Origin of the sequence: Streptomyces sparsogenes (assembly GCF_001704635.1) — a bacterium.
In the GTDB taxonomy this organism is placed as follows: domain Bacteria; phylum Actinomycetota; class Actinomycetes; order Streptomycetales; family Streptomycetaceae; genus Streptomyces; species Streptomyces sparsogenes.
Window position 1 is genome coordinate 23,944 of the sequence record NZ_MAXF01000031.1, and the last position, 17,571, is coordinate 41,514.

Sequence of the window (17,571 nt, forward strand, 5' to 3'; positions counted from 1 at the left end):
CGGAGGATCTGAATCATGACCGTCCTGGTGCTGACCCGGCCCCAAGATGCGACCGCTGACCTGGTCATCGCGGAACTCAACAGCCGTGGCGTTCCCGTCCATCGCCTCGATCCCGGGGACTTCCCGGAGGCGCTGATGGTGGCGGCCCGGATCGACTCCGACCGCACATCGTGGTCGAGTGTCTTACGTGGTCAGCACCGGGACGTGTCGCTCGCCGACGTCCGGTCGGTCTACTACCGGCGCCCTGGAACCCCCCGGCTCCACCCGGAGATGCCCGAGCAGGACGCACGGTGGGCCCAGGCCGAGGCGCAGGCCGGGTTCGGCGGGCTGCTGTACTCGCTGCCCTGCCTGTGGGTGAACCACCCCCACCGCAACCGGTGGGCCTCGTACCCGCCGGTCGCCGTGGCCGCCGCTGTCCGGAGCGGGCTCTCCGTCCCCCGGACGCTGATCACCAACGACCCGGCCGAGGCCCGAGCGTTCGTCTCCGCGCTGCCCGGCCAGGTCGCCGCGTACAAGGCGCTCGGCACAGTGCACCCGAGCGATCAGGACGACCGGCCGCAGGCCCTGTGGACCACGCAGGTCCGCCCCGGCGAGATCGACGAGTCCGTGAGGCGCACCGCCCACCAGTTCCAGGAGTGGGTGGACAAGGCGTACGAGGTGCGGCTCACCGCGGCGGGGCACCACCTGTTCGCCGCCGAGATCCACGCAGGCTCGGACGCCTCCCGCATCGACTTCCGGGCCGATTACGACAGCCTGACGTACAAGCTCTGCCACGTGCCCGAGGCCACCGCCCGCGGCGTGCGAGCGCTGATGGACGCTTTCGGGCTGCGATACGTCGCGCTGGACTTCCTCGTTAACCCACAAGGGCGCTGGTACCTGATCGACGTCAACCCGAACGGTCAGTGGGGATTCATCCCCGACCTGCGCACGCCCATCACCCGAGCACTCGCTGACCTACTGGAGAGGGCCCACCCGTGATCACACAGGCACCATCAGCGGACGAGCTGCGCCAACACCTGGCCGACCAGTTGGTGAGGACTGGCTGCATCCGGTCCAAGCCATGGCAGGCCGCCTTCCTGAGCGTCCCCCGCGAGACCTTCGTGCCGACCTTCACCGTCCGGTCCCAGGGCAGCCTGCACAGGTACAGCCAGGGCGACCCCGCATGGCTGGCCGCGACCTACCAGGACATCTCCCTGCTGACCCAGTTCGACCAGGACGGCACCGCCACCAGCTCCTCCACGCAGCCCTCCCTCATGGCCCAGATGCTCGAGGCCCTGGACGTACGGGACGGCGACACCGTGCTGGAGATCGGTGCGGGCACCGGCTACAACGCGGCCCTCCTCTCCCACCGCCTCGGCGCCGACCGCGTCGTGACCGTCGACGTCGACCCCGACCTCGTGGCGGCCGCGCAGACCCGGCTGCGGCAGGCCGGGTACGAGCCCACTCTCATCGTCGGCGACGGCATGGCCGGGCATCCGGAACGGGCCCCGTACGACCGGCTGCTCGCTACGTGCGGAGTGCCTCGGATCCCGACGCCCTGGCTGGAACAGCTCCGGCCCGGCGGCGTCATCGTGGCCAACGTCGGCTGCGCCATCGTCCGCCTGGAGGTCGCGGCCGACCACTCCGCCGCCGGCCGCTTCCTGCCCGGCCTGGCCACCTTCATGACCGCCCGGCCGACCTCCGACACCGTGAGCGCGACCGCAGGGAGCCTCGTCCAGCCACTGCTGACCTGGACAGGCCAGACCCGGGGGATCACCGTCCCGGCGCTGGACACCCCGGGGCCGCAGTTCCTCGCCTCGATGCTGCACCCCAGGATCAGCGACTTCGCCCTGGCCGACGACGACGGCCGGCAGATCCGGTGCCTCTTCGACCCGGTCACCGAGTCGTGGGCGCGGATCACCCTGACCGGGGTGACAAGCGCTCGGCTCGACCACGGCGGGCCGCGTGATCTGTGGGCCGAGCGGGAACTGCTGCTCTCGCACTGGCGGGATGCCGGGCGCCCTGGCCACGAGCGGTACGGCTTGACCGTCGGTCCGGACGGTGGGCATTCGCTGTGGCTGGACGAGCCGGACGGCGTGAGCTGGCAACTACCGGACTAGGTGCCCTGGTGCAGCGGTGGCGCTGCTGGCCTACACGTACGCGAGCCCCTGAACCCCCATCCGGGGTAACGGATACCGCCTGGTAGTCGCTGATGGCCACGGCAACTAACTGAATAGGGCAACGGTCTCGACTCCGAGCGCGCGGGCGATCAGAGCGAGGTTATCGACGGACGTCCCGTACTGCGCGAGCTCGATTCGGTAGATCGTATGGCGGCTCAACCCCGTGAGCTCGGCCAGCTGCTCCTGGGACAGCGTCCGTTCCTCGCGAAGAAGCCGGATGCGATCGCCTACCCGGCGGCGCTGCTGGAGCACCCAGTCGGGAAGCGGATCGGTTGGCACCCGACCACGCTCGGGCGATGCTGATCATTTGTCTGCCGCAGATTTGCAGCAGAACTTACTCAGCAGTAGTTGCGCACCTCAGCGACTCCGGGCGTAAGCACCCGCTCCGCGCGGGTCACCTTCGGCCTTCGCCCCATGGCACCGGCCGCTACCGGTCACCGAGCGACTGGGCCGCGAGATCCTGACCCTCCCCTTCCACCAGCACCTCGCGGAGACGGACGCCAGACACGTCGCCGACGAGCTCCGGGCCGCTCTCACCGTGGGGGCCGGCCGGTGACCGCCCGGCCGCGACGGCTGCTCGCGGTGTGCCTGGGGAACCACTGCCGCCCACCGCGCGCCGCGCTCATCCTCGCCGAGCTCGGTGGCCCGGGCTCGGTGACCGGGACGTCCCCGACCCCTGGGGCAAGGAGCCGAAGGCCTTCGCCGACGTTGCCCGCATCATCGAGGACGGCGCCCCACGACACCTGCCCTAGAAGCCGGGCCCCGGCCGGTCAGCCGCCAGACGCGGCGGACAGGATCACGTCCACGAGCCTGTCCGCCGCGTCCGGCCGTCCGTGTGCTCGGGCCGCCTTCGCCATCCCCGCGCGCCGCGCCGGATCGGTCAGCAGCGGCTCCAAGGCGTGCTGCAGACGGTCCGCAGTGACTTCGCCGGTGAGGGCGACGGCGGCGCCGGCGTCCTCAAGGTGCTTCGCGTTGTGCGCCTGCTCGTTCCCCGCCGAGGACGCGAGCGGTACGAACACGGCCGGCTTACCGAGGGCGGTGAGTTCCGCGAGGGTGCCGGCGCCACTGCGGGAGATCACGACATCGGCGAGCGCCAGGACGTCAGGGAGCTCCGGCCCGACGAACCCCGTGAGGTAGTACCGGCCGACCAGGTGCGGATGGAGGCCGGCCGCGGTCACGCGCAGGGCCTCGACGTTCGCCGGCCCGCACTGGTGCACCATGTTGGCGCGCTCCAGCAGCCACGGGAGGGCATCCCGCACGACGTTGTTGATCTGCTGCGCGCCCTGCGCGCCGCCGGTGACATAGAGCGTCGGGAGCCGCCGGTCGAAGCCGGTCAGCCCGAGCGCGGCGACCGCCTTCTCAGCGTGCCCGGCCAGGACCTCCGGCCGCACCGGGTTCCCGGTGACGACGGCCGCGGACCGTACGGCCTCCGGGAGGAGCGGGAGCGTGGACTCCGACGACACCGCGATACGCGCCGCCGAGCCGGCCAGTTTCCGGTTCGCCAGGCCGAGCCGCACGGTCTGCTCATGCAGCACCAGCGGGCGCTTGCACATCCGCGCCGCCAGCCCGGCCGGGACAGCGACGTACCCGCCGGTCGCAAGGACGACGTCCGGCCGGAAGCCCGACACGATCTTGCGGGCCTGGGCGACGCCGAGCGGCACCCGCGCCATGTCCTTGACGTTTGCCGGGGACACCATCTTGAGCGGATTCGCAGACCGGCGGATCTTGCCCGTCGCGACCGTCGTGAAAGCGATGCCCTCGGCCGGGGCGACGCGGGCCTCCAGGCCGTCGGGCGTGCCGATCCAGAGCACGTCGAGCGCGCGGCCGCCGGCCGCCAGCCGGGCCTGCAGCGCCCGAATCGCAGTGAGCGCCGGATAGGTGTGGCCGCCGGTACCTCCTCCCGTGACGATGAGGCGGAAGGTGCTCGGCAGACGGGAAGGTTCGTTCACCCCGCGCACCCTACTGGGCCGCGCGGATGACCGGATCGGCCCTCCCTCTCACCGCTCCCCAGGCGACGGGGGAGGGCCTCAAACCCTCGGCTCACCCGGTCGTGAGCTCACCCCTTGCGGTTGGGCTCGCCGCGGAGTCCGCAGGAGCGGCGCTAGGCGGTCCCGGCCATCTGGCGCCGGCGTTCACCGTCCGCGTGGGCCTTGCCCATCAGGGTTCCCTCTTCCTGCTCGTAGTGGGACAGGGCGACGCCGAGGCCGAAGAGCGTGGGCGCCCACTCGCCGACGAAGATGCCCCACCGGTCGGCGCGGTCGAGCCCCGAGCCGGGTTCGACGCGCAGGGACGCGGACCAGGTGACGACCGACAGGCCGATGGAGATGACGGCGGCGGTGTAGGCGTGCTCGCTGCGCAGGCCGATGTCGTGCAGCTTCTTGATCACGACGGTGCTCCTTCGGGAGATTCCCCCCTCGGGTCCGCCCCCGTGTGCCCTGCCGTGGGCGAACCATGCACCCGGGGCGGGAAGCGCGGGTGGTCGGTCCGCCCCGGAGCGGGGCCGGTCGGCCGCTCAGCCGTCCTCGGGCTGGGGATGGCGTACGGCCTTCTTCACCGCGGCCTCGAGCTGGTTGCGCGGGGTGCCGGTCTCCTGGGCGTGGGCGGTCACCGCGGCCTGGATCTCGACGGCGGCCTCGTACCAGCGCTTCCACTGGGCCTCGCGCTCCTCGCCGAGGAGCCCGGCGAGCTTGGCGTACTCGGTGTCGGCGTTCTGCTGAAGAGTGATGAGTCTGTCGGGGATGTCCACAGCTTGGATCATAAGTCGGGCGCTTCGGACGCCTGTGCGCATGCCCCGGGGTGACCCACGTGATGGGCTGAGCCCGCCGCGTCAGGGGTGGGGAGGGCCGGTGTCGGGGCGGGGCTCGGGGTTCGGGCCGCCGTTCTCCTCCGTCGTCGCCTCTTCGCCCGCCTCCTCGGCCTGCCCGTGGGCCTTGTGCCTCCAGAATCCGTGCTCCCGGTGCTTCCGCGGGCCCCTGCCCGGCCACCACGGCGTCCAGGTGAACTTGTCGCCGCCCACCCAGCGGACCACGTCCGGGTCGTCGAGGTCGGCGTCCTCCAGGCCGACCAGACGGGCGATCTCGATCACGTCCAGGACCGAGTGCGCCTTGCCGACCAGCTCCCCGGCGACCTCGATCATGCGGAAGGGAGGGTCGTTCGGCTGCACACCGAGCACCACGATCGGTGGCCGGTGGACGCGCGGGCTCTCGCTCTCGGTCATGTGTCCACGCTGCGGCCCGCGCCGCGCCCGCGCACCTCGAACCGTCGCAGTCGGGCGACGGCGGGAGGCGGCGGGCGGGCGGCGGGAGGCCGGGCCGTCGCCGGTTCGGGTGTCTCCCGGTCGCCCGCCGGCGTGCCCCCGCCCAGGATGGCCGCAGGGGGACAGGGCGCGGCCGGGACGGGTGCGATGGACGACGAGGCGGGACGGCAGGGCCACCAGCCGGGCCTGGAGCGCCGGCGCTTCCTCGGGGCGGTCGGGGCCGCCGGGGCCGCCGGGGTGGCGATGGCCGGGTGCGACAGCTCCGGCCACGGGGAGCACGACCCGACGGCCCACCCCTCCAGGGCCGCGCGGCGGGCCGTGGACACGGAGCGGCACAGGCCGGGCAACGCGGACTGGCGGATCCGCTCGGTGGGGCCCCAGGACGCGGTGGAGGGCTACACCGACAAGGTGAGCGTGGTGCCCGGAGAGGAGTTCGGGCTGTACGTGTCGACCACCGCGCCCGCCTTCCGCGTCTCGGCGTACCGCGTCGGCTGGTACGGCGGGGCGCAGGCGCGGCTGGTCTGGCGTTCCGGCCGGGTGCCGGGCCGCCGCCAGAACCCTCCCCTGATGATCGACGCGACCCGGACGGTCCAGGCGGACTGGCGGCGCACCCTGCGGGTGCGCGCCGAGGGCTGGCCGGAGGGCGCGTATCTGCTGCGGCTGGACGCGGACCACGGCCACCAGCGGTACGTCCCCCTGATCGTCCGCTCGAAGGAGGCCGCGGGGCGGACGCTGCTGATGCACGCGGTGGCCACCTGGCAGGCGTACAACACCTGGGGCGGCTTCAGCCTCTACCAGGGCCAGGACGGGGCGTACGGGACGCGCTCGCTGGCCGTCGGCTTCGACCGGCCGTACGACGGCAACGGCGCGGTGAAGTTCCTGGTGTACGAGCGGGCGCTGGTGGTGCTCGCGGAACGGCTCGGCATCCCGCTGGCCTACACCACGGGGGTGGACGTGCACCGCGAGCCGGGGGTGCTGCGCGACGCGGCCGCGGTGATCTCGCTCGGCCACGACGAGTACTGGACGCCGCAGCAGCGCCGGTACGTCACCCGGGCCCGCGACGCCGGGACCAACGTGGCCTTCCTCGGCGCCAACACCTGCTTCCGCCGGATCAGGCTGGAGCGCGGCCCGGGCGGCGCGGACCGCACGGTGGTCTGCTACAAGACCGCCTACCACGACGACCCGTATCTCGCCGACCACCGCGACCTGGTCACCACCGACTTCCGGCAGCAGCCCGCCCCCGACCCGGAGTCGTCGCTGACCGGTGTCTTCTACGAGGGCTATCCGACGGACGCCCCGTACGTCGTGCACACCCCCGGCCACTGGCTCTTCGCCGGCACCGGGGTGCGGCGGGGCGACTCCTTCGCCCACCTGGTGGGGGTGGAGTACGACCGGGTGACCCCGGGCGAGCCCACCCCGGAGCCGCTGGAGATCATCGCCCACTCCCCCCTGGTCTGCAACGGCCGGCACAGCCACGCCGACTCCGCGTACTACACCGTGCCGAGCGGGGCGGGGGTGTTCGCCACCGGGACGATGCGGTGGGTGGAGGGGCTGATGGCGGGGACCCGCGAGAACGGGCGCGACCACGGAATGGACGCGCGGACCGCCGCGTTCGTCCGCCGCACCACCGGGAATCTGCTGCGCGCCTTCGCGGCGGGCCCCTGCGCCGAGCACCGGCCGAAGCCCGTGGACAACGTGGCCGCCGTGTACCCCGGGGTGTCCCGGGTGCGCGCGTGAGCCGCGCCGCGGTCCTCCCCGCCGCGATACTTCCCTGAAGAGGGGCGTCGGCAGGACCCGACGGCCGGCCGATGGCAGGAGCGGACCGTCCCCGAACGGGTGCTGTTCTCCGCGCCCTTGTCCTCCCTCGGCTGACCGCCGCAAGCAGGGGCTTTGCCGCCCGGTGCGGCGCGCACGCTGGTCCGGGCGGGTGACATCGCCCCGCCACGTCGCCGCCCGGCGGGCGCGGCGCGCGAACATACTGCGCGGATGGCCGAGAAGCTTGGCGTTCCGCTCCTGATCCACCAGACCTGGAAGAACACCGACGTTCCCCCTGGGTGGCGCGAGTGGTCCGGGTCCTGGCGCCGCCACCACCCCGACTGGGAATACCGGCTGTGGACGGACGCCGACAACCGCGCCTTCCTCGAGGAGCACTACGCGTGGTTCCTGCCCGTCTACGACGGCTATCCCGAGCCGATCCAACGGGCCGACGCGATCCGCTACTTCCTGCTCGACCACTTTGGCGGGCTGTACGTGGACCTGGACTTCGAGTGCCTGCGCCCGGTGACCGGGCTCCTCGCCGGGCAGGAGCTCGTCCTCGCTCTCGAGCCGGAGGAGCACGCCCGGCTGCCGTGGAGCCGCCGGAACGGTATGCGGCGCATCGTCGGCAACGCCTTCATGGCGTCGCGGCCCGGCCATCCGTTCTGGCCGCATGTGCACCGGCGGTTGGTGGGCGCCCACACCTCGCCCGACCCGCTGGCCGCGACGGGCCCGTTCTTCCTCACGCGCGCGGTCGACAGCGCCCCGGAGGGCTGCTCCCCCACACTTCTGGCGGCCGACACCGTGTACCCCGAGCCGAGCCCGGCCGCGGCGGAGCTGTTCGGGCCACGGCCGGCGGACCTCGACCGGGCGCATGCCGTGCACCACTGGTCGGGAAGCTGGGAGCGGGAGGGCCCCGGCCTCCCGGAGCCCCCGGCGGGCCGTGAGGTCAGGTTCTGGACGAGCCAGGACCTTCAGCCCGGCGCCCATGGCGTGATCGACCTCGACGCCCAGCGCCGGCGGTGGGCCGCCGGATCGGCCGCGCCCACCGTGTCCTGTCTGATGGTGACCAAGGACCGGCTGCCGCTGGCCGAGCGGGCCATCCGGTGCTTCCTCGCCCAGACCTACACCCGCGCGGAGCTGGTCGTGGTGGACGACGGCACCGACGGCGCGCTGGAGGACCTTGTACGCGCCCTGGGCGACGAGCGGATCCGCCTCCACCGGCTGCCGCCGGAGGGGCGGACGCTGGGCGAGCTGCGCAACATCGCGGCGGACCTGGCCACCGGGTCGTATGTGTGCCAGTGGGACGACGACGACCTGTACGACCCGGAGCGGCTCGAGGTCCAGCTCGCGGCGGTCCTCACGCTGGACGCCACGGCGTGCTTCCTGGCCCGTGAGCGGCTGTGGTGGCCGGCGCGCCGCAAACTGGGGATCTCCGGGGTACGGGTGTGGGAGGGCTCCATGCTCTGCGCGAAGGACGCGCTCCCCCGCTACCCGGAGCTGCGGCGCGGCGAGGACTCCCCGGTCGCGGAGGCCGTGGTGCGCGGCGGGCGGACGGTGTCGCTGGACGCGCCCGAGCTGTACACCTACGTGTTCCACGGGGCCAACACCTTCGACGAGCCGCACTTCACGAGCCTCTTCGACGCCGCGACCCACCTGTGGCCCACGGGCCGCGCCTACGCGGACCAGGTGCGCGCGATGGCGGCGCGGCTGCCCCTCGACCCGGCGGATGCCCCGGAGGCGGATCTCCCGGAGGCGGATGCCCCTGAGGCGGATCTCCCTGAGGCGGATGTCCCTGCGGCGGGGGACACCACGGGGAAGACCGCGGAAGCCACCGCGCGGCAGGCCCCCGACCCGTCGGCGCGTGTCCCCCACACCCGGCGGCCCACCCCCGTGGACGTACGCGCGGACGCGGACGAGCACCCGCCGCTGCTCGTCCTCACCCCCGTCAAGGACGCCACCGCCTTCCTCCCCCGCTACCTGGACAACCTGCGCGCCCTCGACCATCCCCGTGACGCGCTCTCCGTCGGCCTGCTGGAGGGCGACAGCCGGGACGGCACCTGGCAGGCCCTCCAGGACGCCCTGCCGGCCCTGGAGGCGGACTTCCGGCGGGTCACCCTCGTACGGCGCCACTTCGGCCTGCGGCTGGCCGGGCCGCGCTGGGAGCGTGGCGTCCAGCGGCAGCGGCGGGCGGCGCTGGCCATGGCCCGTAACCACCTGCTGGCGCGCGCGCTCGCCGACGAGCGCTGGGTCCTGTGGCTGGACGTCGATGTGACGGACCATCCGGCCGACCTCGTCCAGCGGCTGCTCGGCGCGCGTGAGGAGATCGTCGCCGCGCACTGCGTCACCGAGCCCGGCGGGCCCAGCTTCGACCTCAACACCTTCGTCCTGCGCCCGGATTCCGGCGCCTTGGACTGGGACCGGTGGCTCAGGGACGGGATCCTTCAGCCACCCAAGGGATTCGGCCGCCACTACCTCGACGAGCTGCGCGGGCACGAGCGGGTCCGCGTCGACGGGGTCGGCGGTACGGCCCTGCTGGTCCACGCCGATCTGCACCGCGACGGGCTGGTGTTCCCCGCCGTCCCCTACCGGCGGCTCATCGAGACCGAGGGGCTGGCCGCGCTGGCCCAGGACATGGGCGTCGCCTGCTGGGCGCTGCCCGGCGTCGAGGTGGTGCACCCGGCCCGCCCGGGAGGTGGCCCGCTGAGCCAGGCAGGTGAAGCCACTCGCCCTGCCGAAGCCCGCGTCGGCGGGTCTCGTTAGCCAGATGCGTCCCCGGGTGTTCCCGTCAGGACGAGCGAGAAAAAGGAGCATTGGATGAACATCGGCAAGACGGCCGCGCTGCTGACGGCGGCGGCCGGGGCAGTGGTCTTCGGCGGGACGGGCGCCGGAGCGACCGGTCTGGACAACTCCATCAGGCAGAGCAACGACTGCGACTCCAAGGGCGGCCTCAGCATCGGCGGGGCGCCGGCGTCGTCGTCCGAGTGCCTCAACTTCGCGCAGGTCTTCGGCGACCCGCACGGTGTGGTGCAGCGGAACGACTGTGACACCACCATCGGCACCTCGGCCAACGTGACCATCATCGCTCCCCCCGGCGGCTCGGAGGTGGGCTCGCACTGCACCAACATCGCCGTGTCCGCCCATCCGTCGAAGGTCAAGACGGAACACCGCGGCGCCTACGGACACGGGCGCCGATGACCCCGGCGCCCGCCGGCCCGGAACGCGGCCCCCTGGAGGACGGCCTCCGGGGGGCCGCGGTGGCCTCGCCCGAGCCCGTGGCCTCGGTGGTCATCCCCTGCCACGACTACGGCCACTACCTGCCGCAGGCCGTACAGAGCGTGCTGGCCCAGACCTACCCGGACTGGGAGCTCGTCGTGGTCGACGACGGCAGCACCGACGACACCGCGGCGGTCGCCCGGTCACTGATCGCCGGCCATCCCGATCGGCGCATCCGGCTGCTGCGCCAGGCCAACGCGGGTGTCTCGGCCGCCCGTAACGCGGGCATCGCGGCCACCACCGGCCGCTATGTGCTGCCGCTGGACGCCGACGACGTGATCGCCCCCACCATGCTGGAGCGGACGGTGGCGGTGCTGGACCACAGGCCGGACATCGCCATCGTCTCCACCGACGTCTCCGTCTTCACCGACGACGGACTGCCCGCGCAGGCGCTGAAGCTCCCGGCCTACGACAAGGACCTGCTGCTGCGGCGGCTGATCATGTTCTACTGCTCGCTCTACCGCCGCGAGGTGTGGCAGACCGTGGGCGGCTACGCCGAGGACATGCGTGCCGGGGAGGACTGGGATTTCTGGATCGCGTCCGCCGAGCACGGTTTCACGGCCCACCACCTCCACGACGCGCTGTTCGGGGCGCGCAACAAGGACGACGGACTGCATGTGGAGGCGGCCGAGAACGACCTGGCCGTCCGCGCCAGGATCGTGGCGGGCCACCCCACGATGTTCAAGCCGGTCACCCTGGCCTGGGCGCGGGCCGTGCTCGCCCAGGACGAGCGGGAGTGCCTGGCCGATGACCGGGTGCCCGACGACATCCTCACCCGGGCGGCCGACATGGACGAGTTTCTGCGGGTGGTCCTGGCGTTGCAGCGCACGGCGCGGCTGCAGCACCGCCACATCCAGCGGCTGGAGCGGGAACTGGCCGAACGGAACGATCCCGTGCTCGTCTGAGGGCCGGTACGCACGGCGAGGGCGGGGCTCCTGGTGGAGCCCCGCCCCGCGTCCCGGGTGGCGCGTCCCCGGGAGCTTCGTGTGCCACTGGTGGTGCGTGTGCCCCTGTTGGCGCGGGTGCCGCTACTCGAAGAGGTCCGCGTACGAACCCATCGCGAGCGCGATGTCGGCCTGGGCCCAGAACCGGTGGTACGTGAAGGTCGGGACCGCGCCGCCCTTCAGATAGGCCTCGACCTTGGACCAGGCCGGGTCGTTCTTGTAGAAGGACCGGATCGAGGCGAAGGTCGAGCTGGAGTCGATCTTGTCACCGTTCGGCATGGTGCCGGTCCACCCGCTGGGCACGTAGACCGGGTCGTCGAAGCGGTTGTAGTCGGCGCGGGACTCGGGGACCGCGATGCCCAGCGCGTCCTGGAAGTTGTCCCACATGCCGTCCAGCAGGGCCTTCGCCGTGTCCTTGGCCTGGGTGTCGCCGGACTTCGCGGCGTAGTAGGACAGGGTCTTGGCGTACGCGGCCGCCACACCGACGTCGTTGGTGTAGTCGGCGACGGTGACGTGCAGGCCCGCGTTGGCGCCGGGGCTGGAGGCGTTCCAGGTGTCCGGCTGGCCGGACCACTGGAGGGTGGACGGGATCTGGTAGGTGCCGTCCGGGTTGACCGTCGTCTTGGACAGCGCCCACTTGACCCACTTGTCCAGGACCGTCTTCGCGGAGGCGTCACCGGTGCGGTTGTAGTACTCCGCGACGCGCTCCATGGACCACGCCTGGAAGCCGAACCACTGGTTGGACGGCGGGTCGTGGTAGACCGGCTTCTCGTCGTAGTACATGCCGTAGAACGTCGAGGTGCCGGACGGCGGTGTGGCGTAGCGGCCCTGCCAGCTGTTGGTGGCGCCGCCCGCGATGGCGCCCTCGCTGGACTGGAGCCAGCGGTAGAACTCCAGCTGCCGCTTGAGGCTGGTGGACCAGTCGGCGGCACCGGTGGCCGACTTGGGCTTCAGATCGGCGTAGTTGGCCAGCGCCCAGGCCGCCATGGGGTTCTGGTAGCCGCCGTGGGCGTGGCTGGAGCCGATGCGCCAGGACCAGCCCGCGGAGGTGTCGGTGGCGCCGCCCCAGGCGTAGTACCAGGACAGCAGGTAGTGGGAGCTGTTCTTGCCGCTGCCCGCCGCGCAGGTGGTCTCACCGACGCAGTTGCCGACCTTCTTGAAGTACTTGTCGTACATCGCGTAGCGCAGGTAGTCGCCCATCTTGGCGGCCTTGGCCACGTTGGCGGACACCTGGCCGCCCTTGCCCTGCGCCTTGGCCCACTCGGCGGCCCAGTAGGCGGCCTGGACGGCGCGGGCGTCGGCGTCGGGGGCGTTGGTGAACTTCCACTGCTTGGAGTACGAGGCGTCGCCGGTGAACAGGTCCAGATAGCCGTTCTTGCCGCCGTACTTGAAGCTGTCGCAGGTGGGCTGGGTCACGGTCTCCCAGACCGACTCCTGGGGGCCGCGCTGGAAGGTGTTGACGTAGCTCGGTCCGGTGTCGCTCGGCCCCGCCTCGCACTTGCCGGGCGAGTTGCCGTAGCCGTAGACGTTGTCGACGTCCTGGATCCAGTGCATGCCGTAGATGTCATCGGTGCCGTACGCGCTCTTCAGCTCGGCGGCGATGGGGTCGTTGCCGACCGGGACATTGCCGTTGAGCTGCGAGGGGTACTGGGAGGGCAGGTCCCACTCGGGCGCGTAGGTGGCCGGCTTGGAGGCGTTGTAGAAGCTGTTGGTGGGCTGGTCGGCGTGGGTGGGGATCATGTACTTCTCCATGGTGTCCCACGCGGTGTTGAACTTGGACCAGTCGCCGGTCACCTTGCCGTACATCGCCTGCAGCCAGATCAGATAGCTGTACGCCTCGGAGGTGGTCTCGTGGCCGTGGTCGGGGGCCTCGACGATCAGGGTCTCCACCGAGTGGTACGGGATGCCCTCGGGCGAGAAGTAGCCCGCCGCCGGGGCGGTGATCTTGTTGTAGAGGTCGAGGAAGCGGGCGTCGTACACCTTGGTGGCGGCCAGCTGGGTGACGGTGACCTCGGCCTTGGTGTGGCCGGTGGCGGTGGCGGTGAAGGTCGCCGAGCCGGTGCCGCTGTTCGCGGCGGCGATGGTCACCTGCTGGGCGGTGTCCCAGTTGGTGGGCGTGAAGGTGAGGGTGGCACCCGAGGAGACGGTCAGCCCGGTGTTCCCGGAGGTGCGGGCCACGGACACCGTGACGTTCGCGGACGGCTTGGTGGACAGCTTCACGCCGAACGTGCCCGTCTTGCCCTGCTGCACGCCGAGCTGGGCGGGGCTGGCGACGAGCGCTGGCCCGGCCGCGACCCGGATGCCGACGGGGGTGGACTCGGCGGACGCGCCCTGGCTGTCGTAGGCCTTGGCGTAGAGCGAGTAGTCGCCCGCGGGCACATTGGTGTAGTCGAAGCTGTACGGGGAGGTGGTGTCGGTGCCGAGGAGCTTGGTGTCGCTGTAGAACTCCACCTTGGTGATCGTCGCGCCGTCGGCGGCCGCGGCGGTGGCGGTCATCGGGACGGTGCCGCCGGCGGTGTACACCGCGCCGGGGACCGGGCTGCTCAGCACGGCGATGGGCGGCTGGTGGGCGCCCTTGCAGGTGACGCCGTTGACGGCGAAGGAGGTGGGCGCGGCGTTGGTACCGCTGTAGGCGAACTGGGCGCCGGTCGTGACATTGCCGCCCGCCGCGATCTTCGCGTTGTGGGCGGCGTTCTTGACGGTGACGGTCTTGCCGGACTGGGACCAGGTGCCGTTCCAGCCGCCCGTCAGCTTCTGGTTGCCCGCGTAGTCGTACGTCAGGGTCCAGCCGTCGATGGCGTCCGTGCCGGGGTTGGAGATGGTGAGGTCGGCGGTGAAGCCGGAACCCCAGTCGTTGGTCTTGTAGTCGACGCCGCACTGGACGGCGGCGGCGTGCGCGGGGGCCGCCCCGCCGGCCGCGGTCATGGCCACCGGGAGCGAGAGCGCGGCGGCCAGGACGGCCGCCGGCCGCAGGGCCCTCGGCCTCCTCCCCCGCGGGCGTTGCTCCTTCGGCCGTCTCGCGGCCAACCAACCGATCCTTGGTCGTGCCCCTGATAACGGCGAGCCTCGCTGTGGGCGCATGGGGGAGGTCCTCCTCGCGGTCCGGGCGGGTGGGGGCGGTGCGAACCAGTGGGAGCGCTCCCAAGATGCGGGCGCGTCTGAAGGGGTGTCAAGGCTTTGAACAAGATGCAGCTGTCGAACGTGTTCGCGCGATAAATCCGTGAACGCCTCTGTTGACATGCGCCGCACAGGCGTTACGGTCAGGTGAACCAGTGGGAGCGATTCCAGCAGTCAGCGCCACCTCGGGGACACCCCGGGAGAGGGCCGGACACCGAGGAGTCGCTCCATGCGAGCACCACCGCGTCTTTACGCCTTGGCGACCACCGCGGCGCTGACCTTGGCGGGCACCGCCCTGCCGCCCGTCGCCGGCCTGACCGATCCGCCCGCGGACCCGCCGACCCCCGGCACCACACCGCCGAAGCCGCGGGCCTCGGGCAACAAGCCTCGCCACCGCCTGGAATGCAACGGCACGCCGACCGGCTTCGGCGTGGGCCTCCGTGATCACCTGGAAGGATTGTCATGAGCCGCACAACATCACCCCCCCGCCGCACCCGGGCCGCCGCCCTGGCCGGCTCCGCGCTGCTCGCTGCCACCGCCCTGACGGTCTCCGCGCTCAGCGGCACCGCCACCGCCCAGGCCGACAACGGCAGAGCGGCCGCCGCGAAGGTGGACAACCCGTACGCGGGCGCCAGGGTCTACGTCAACCCCGACTGGTCCGCCAAGGCCGCCGCCGAGCCCGGCGGCAGCAAGGTCTCCAACCAACCGACCGGCATCTGGCTGGACCGCATCGCCGCCATCAACGGCACCTCCGGCGCCCGTGGCCTGCGCGCCCACCTGGACACCGCGCTGTCCCAGTCGGGCGGCAGCCCCATGGTCGTCCAGTTAGTGATCTACGACCTGCCGGGGCGCGACTGCTCCGCGCTGGCGTCCAACGGCGAGCTGGGCCCGAACGACATCGACAAGTACAAGACCCAGTTCATCGACCCGATCGCCTCGATCCTCTCGGAGTCGAAGTACGCCAACTCCAACCTGCGGATCGTCACCACGGTCGAGATCGACTCGCTGCCCAACCTGGTCACCAACACCGGCGGCCGTCCCACCGCGACCCCGCAGTGCGACACCATGAAGGCCAACGGCAACTACATCAAGGGCGTCGGCTACGCCCTGAACAAGCTGGGCGCGGTCCCCAACGTCTACAACTACGTGGACGCCGGCCACCACGGCTGGATCGGCTGGGACGACAACTTCAACGCCACCGCCCAGGTCATCAAGCAGGCCGCCACCGCCGAGGGCAGCACGGTCGACAAGGTGGCCGGCATCATCGTCAACACGGCCAACTACAGCGCGCTGAAGGAAAACAACTTCACCATCAACGACAACGTCAACGGCACCACCGTCCGTCAGTCGAAGTGGGTGGACTGGAACCGCTACGTCGACGAGCTGTCCTACGCCCAGGCCTTCCGGCAGGAGCTGGTCAACGTCGGCCTCCCGTCCAACATCGGCGCCCTGATCGACACCTCCCGCAACGGCTGGGGCGGCTCGGCCCGCCCGTCCGGCCCCGGCGCCAGGACCGACGTGGACACCTACGTCAACGGCGGCCGCTACGACCGCAGGATCCACATCGGCAACTGGTGCAACCAGTCCGGCGCCGGGCTCGGCGAGCGGCCCAAGGCGGCACCCGCGGCCGGGATCGACGCGTACGTGTGGATGAAGCCCCCGGGCGAGTCCGACGGTGCCAGCTCCGCCATCCCGAACGACGAGGGCAAGGGCTTCGACCAGATGTGCGACCCGTCGTACGGGGGCAACCCGCGCAACGGCTACAACAAGACCGGCGCGCTGCCGAACGCGCCGCTGTCGGGCCACTGGTTCTCGGCCCAGTTCCAGGAGCTGCTGAAGAACGCCTACCCCGCGCTGTGACCCGCGGATAGACCGCGGCGGGCACCCGCACACACAGCGGATCGAAGAGGGGCCGGTGGACGCGCACGCGCGTTCCGCCGGCCCCGTCGGCGTTCATGGGGCATGAAGAGTTCATGAAGCGTGAAGAGGCGATCGCCCTGCCCTCAGGACGACCCCCGCCGCACCAGCTCGGTCGGCAGCACCAGCTGCGGCCGCTTCGAGGTGCGGTCGCCCTGGGTCTCGATCTCCTCCAGCAGCACCCGGACCATCGCCCGCCCCATCTCCTCCGTGTTCTGCCGGACGCTGGTGAGCGGCGGGTCCATGTGGCGGGCGACCGCCGAGTTGTCGAAGCCGACGAGCGCCACGTCGTCGGGCACCCGGCGGCCCTCCTCGCGCAACACCTGGCGGGCGCCCGCGGCCATCACGTCGGAGGCGGCGAAGACGGCGTCCACGTGGGGGCGGCGGCGCAGCAGTTCGCGCATCGCTCGGCGGCCGCCCTCCTCGGTGAAGTCGGCGGGTGCGATCAGGTCCGGGTCCACCTCCTGGCCCGCGGCCCGGATCGCCGCGCGGTAGCCGTCGAGGCGGCACTGCGCCACGTACATGTCCAGCGGCCCGGTGATGGTGGCGACCGTGGTGCGGCCGCGGCCGAGGAGGTGTTCGACGGCGGACTGGGCGCCGCCCGCGTTGTCCGAGTCGACGTACGGGACGGACTCGTGCGCGGAGCGGCGGCCGCTGAGCACCGCGGGCATCTCTATCCGCTCCAGCAGGTCGGGCAGCGGGTCGTCCGCGTGGACGGACACCAGCAGCACCCCGTCGACGCGGTGCGCCGAGAGGTACTCGGCGAAGCGCTGGCGCTCCTTGGGGGTGCGGATGAGGGTCAGCAGCAGCTGCAGATCGGTGTCGGCCAGCTCGGCGCCGACACCGCAGATGACGTCCGAGAAGTAGGGCTCGGCGAACAGCCGGGTCTCGGGCTCGGGGATGACGAGGGCGACCGCGTCGGCGCGGTTGGCGGCCAGCGCCCGGGCCACCCGGTTGGGTACGTAGCCCAGTTCGGCGACCGCCTGCTCGACCGCGGTGCGGGTGCGGTCGCTGACCCGCGGCGAGCCGTTGATCACCCGGGACACGGTGCCGCGGCCCACCCCCGCGCGGGCCGCGACCTCTTCGAGGGTGGGCCTTCCCCGCCCCACACCGCGCCGTCGGGTTCCTGCCATGTCGCGCCTCCAGC

14 protein-coding genes and 1 pseudogene are annotated in these 17,571 nt (G+C 72.0%); 8 read left to right on the top strand and 7 right to left on the bottom strand.

All coding sequences use genetic code 11. The features are described 5' to 3' along the window. The first annotated feature begins 15 nt into the window (after positions 1 to 15). Together tgmB and BBH68_RS06535 are read left to right on the top strand one after the other, a co-directional pair. Positions 16 to 978: an ATP-grasp ribosomal peptide maturase gene (tgmB, locus tag BBH68_RS06530; protein WP_065959629.1), complete on the top strand. Its 963-nt coding sequence runs from the start codon at positions 16 to 18 to the stop codon at positions 976 to 978. Further along, complete coding sequence (locus tag BBH68_RS06535) at positions 975 to 2,099, top strand: methyltransferase domain-containing protein (RefSeq protein WP_065959631.1); 1,125 nt, start codon at positions 975 to 977, stop codon at positions 2,097 to 2,099. The genes tgmB and BBH68_RS06535 overlap by 4 nt, the downstream gene beginning before the upstream one ends. Positions 2,100 to 2,204: 105 nt before the next feature. Here the strand turns inward: BBH68_RS06535 and BBH68_RS06540 are convergent, their stop codons facing one another. From BBH68_RS06540 to BBH68_RS06560, 5 genes and pseudogenes are all read right to left on the bottom strand, one after another. Further along, positions 2,205 to 2,438, bottom strand: coding sequence for a helix-turn-helix transcriptional regulator (locus BBH68_RS06540; protein WP_065959633.1), 234 nt, complete (start codon positions 2,436 to 2,438; stop codon positions 2,205 to 2,207). A gap of 491 nt (positions 2,439 to 2,929) precedes the next feature. Then, positions 2,930 to 4,108 (bottom strand): UDP-N-acetylglucosamine--N-acetylmuramyl-(pentapeptide) pyrophosphoryl-undecaprenol N-acetylglucosamine transferase, encoded by a 1,179-nt coding sequence (locus BBH68_RS06545; protein WP_065959729.1) that lies wholly within the window; start codon positions 4,106 to 4,108, stop codon positions 2,930 to 2,932. Positions 4,109 to 4,260: 152 nt separating this feature from the next. Beyond that, complete coding sequence (locus BBH68_RS06550; protein ID WP_065959635.1) at positions 4,261 to 4,545, bottom strand: hypothetical protein; 285 nt, start codon at positions 4,543 to 4,545, stop codon at positions 4,261 to 4,263. A 126-nt stretch (positions 4,546 to 4,671) separates the two neighbouring features. After that, entirely contained in the window at positions 4,672 to 4,905 is a 234-nt protein-coding gene (locus BBH68_RS06555; protein ID WP_245737920.1) for a hypothetical protein, read from the bottom strand. Positions 4,906 to 5,145: 240 nt separating this feature from the next. Continuing rightward, a pseudogene (locus BBH68_RS06560) lies at positions 5,146 to 5,376 on the bottom strand (hypothetical protein); the annotation flags it as partial. A gap of 186 nt (positions 5,377 to 5,562) precedes the next feature. Here BBH68_RS06560 and BBH68_RS06565 point away from each other — a divergent pair. The 4 genes from BBH68_RS06565 (at position 5,563) to BBH68_RS06580 (ending at position 11,351) form a co-directional block, all read left to right on the top strand. After that, a complete protein-coding gene (locus BBH68_RS06565) occupies positions 5,563 to 7,152 on the top strand; it encodes a N,N-dimethylformamidase beta subunit family domain-containing protein (protein ID WP_079150836.1) in 1,590 nt (529 codons plus the stop codon). Between the two features lie 249 nt (positions 7,153 to 7,401). Beyond that, positions 7,402 to 9,933 carry a glycosyltransferase gene (locus BBH68_RS06570; RefSeq protein WP_065959639.1) on the top strand — a complete coding sequence of 844 codons (2,532 nt, stop codon included), beginning with the start codon at positions 7,402 to 7,404 and terminating at the stop codon, positions 9,931 to 9,933. Positions 9,934 to 9,987: 54 nt separating this feature from the next. Next, entirely contained in the window at positions 9,988 to 10,368 is a 381-nt protein-coding gene (locus BBH68_RS06575; protein ID WP_065959641.1) for a hypothetical protein, read from the top strand. Beyond that, a complete protein-coding gene (locus BBH68_RS06580; RefSeq protein WP_065959642.1) occupies positions 10,365 to 11,351 on the top strand; it encodes a glycosyltransferase family 2 protein in 987 nt (328 codons plus the stop codon). The genes BBH68_RS06575 and BBH68_RS06580 overlap by 4 nt, the downstream gene beginning before the upstream one ends. Positions 11,352 to 11,474: 123 nt before the next feature. Here BBH68_RS06580 and BBH68_RS06585 read toward each other — a convergent pair whose 3' ends face one another. Continuing rightward, the gene (locus BBH68_RS06585) at positions 11,475 to 14,315 is read right to left on the bottom strand and encodes a glycoside hydrolase family 48 protein (RefSeq protein ID WP_245737924.1); all 2,841 of its coding nucleotides are present in this window, start codon (positions 14,313 to 14,315) and stop codon (positions 11,475 to 11,477) included. A 421-nt stretch (positions 14,316 to 14,736) separates the two neighbouring features. Here BBH68_RS06585 and BBH68_RS06590 point away from each other — a divergent pair, with 421 nt between their 5' ends. Next, complete coding sequence (locus tag BBH68_RS06590; RefSeq protein WP_141712959.1) at positions 14,737 to 14,973, top strand: hypothetical protein; 237 nt, start codon at positions 14,737 to 14,739, stop codon at positions 14,971 to 14,973. Further along, entirely contained in the window at positions 14,970 to 16,367 is a 1,398-nt protein-coding gene (locus BBH68_RS06595; protein WP_076972133.1) for a glycoside hydrolase family 6 protein, read from the top strand. Before BBH68_RS06590 ends, BBH68_RS06595 begins: the two co-directional genes overlap by 4 nt. Positions 16,368 to 16,510: 143 nt before the next feature. Here the strand turns inward: BBH68_RS06595 and BBH68_RS06600 are convergent, their stop codons facing one another. Then, complete coding sequence (locus tag BBH68_RS06600; protein WP_065959646.1) at positions 16,511 to 17,557, bottom strand: LacI family DNA-binding transcriptional regulator; 1,047 nt, start codon at positions 17,555 to 17,557, stop codon at positions 16,511 to 16,513. Positions 17,558 to 17,571: the final 14 nt, after the last annotated feature.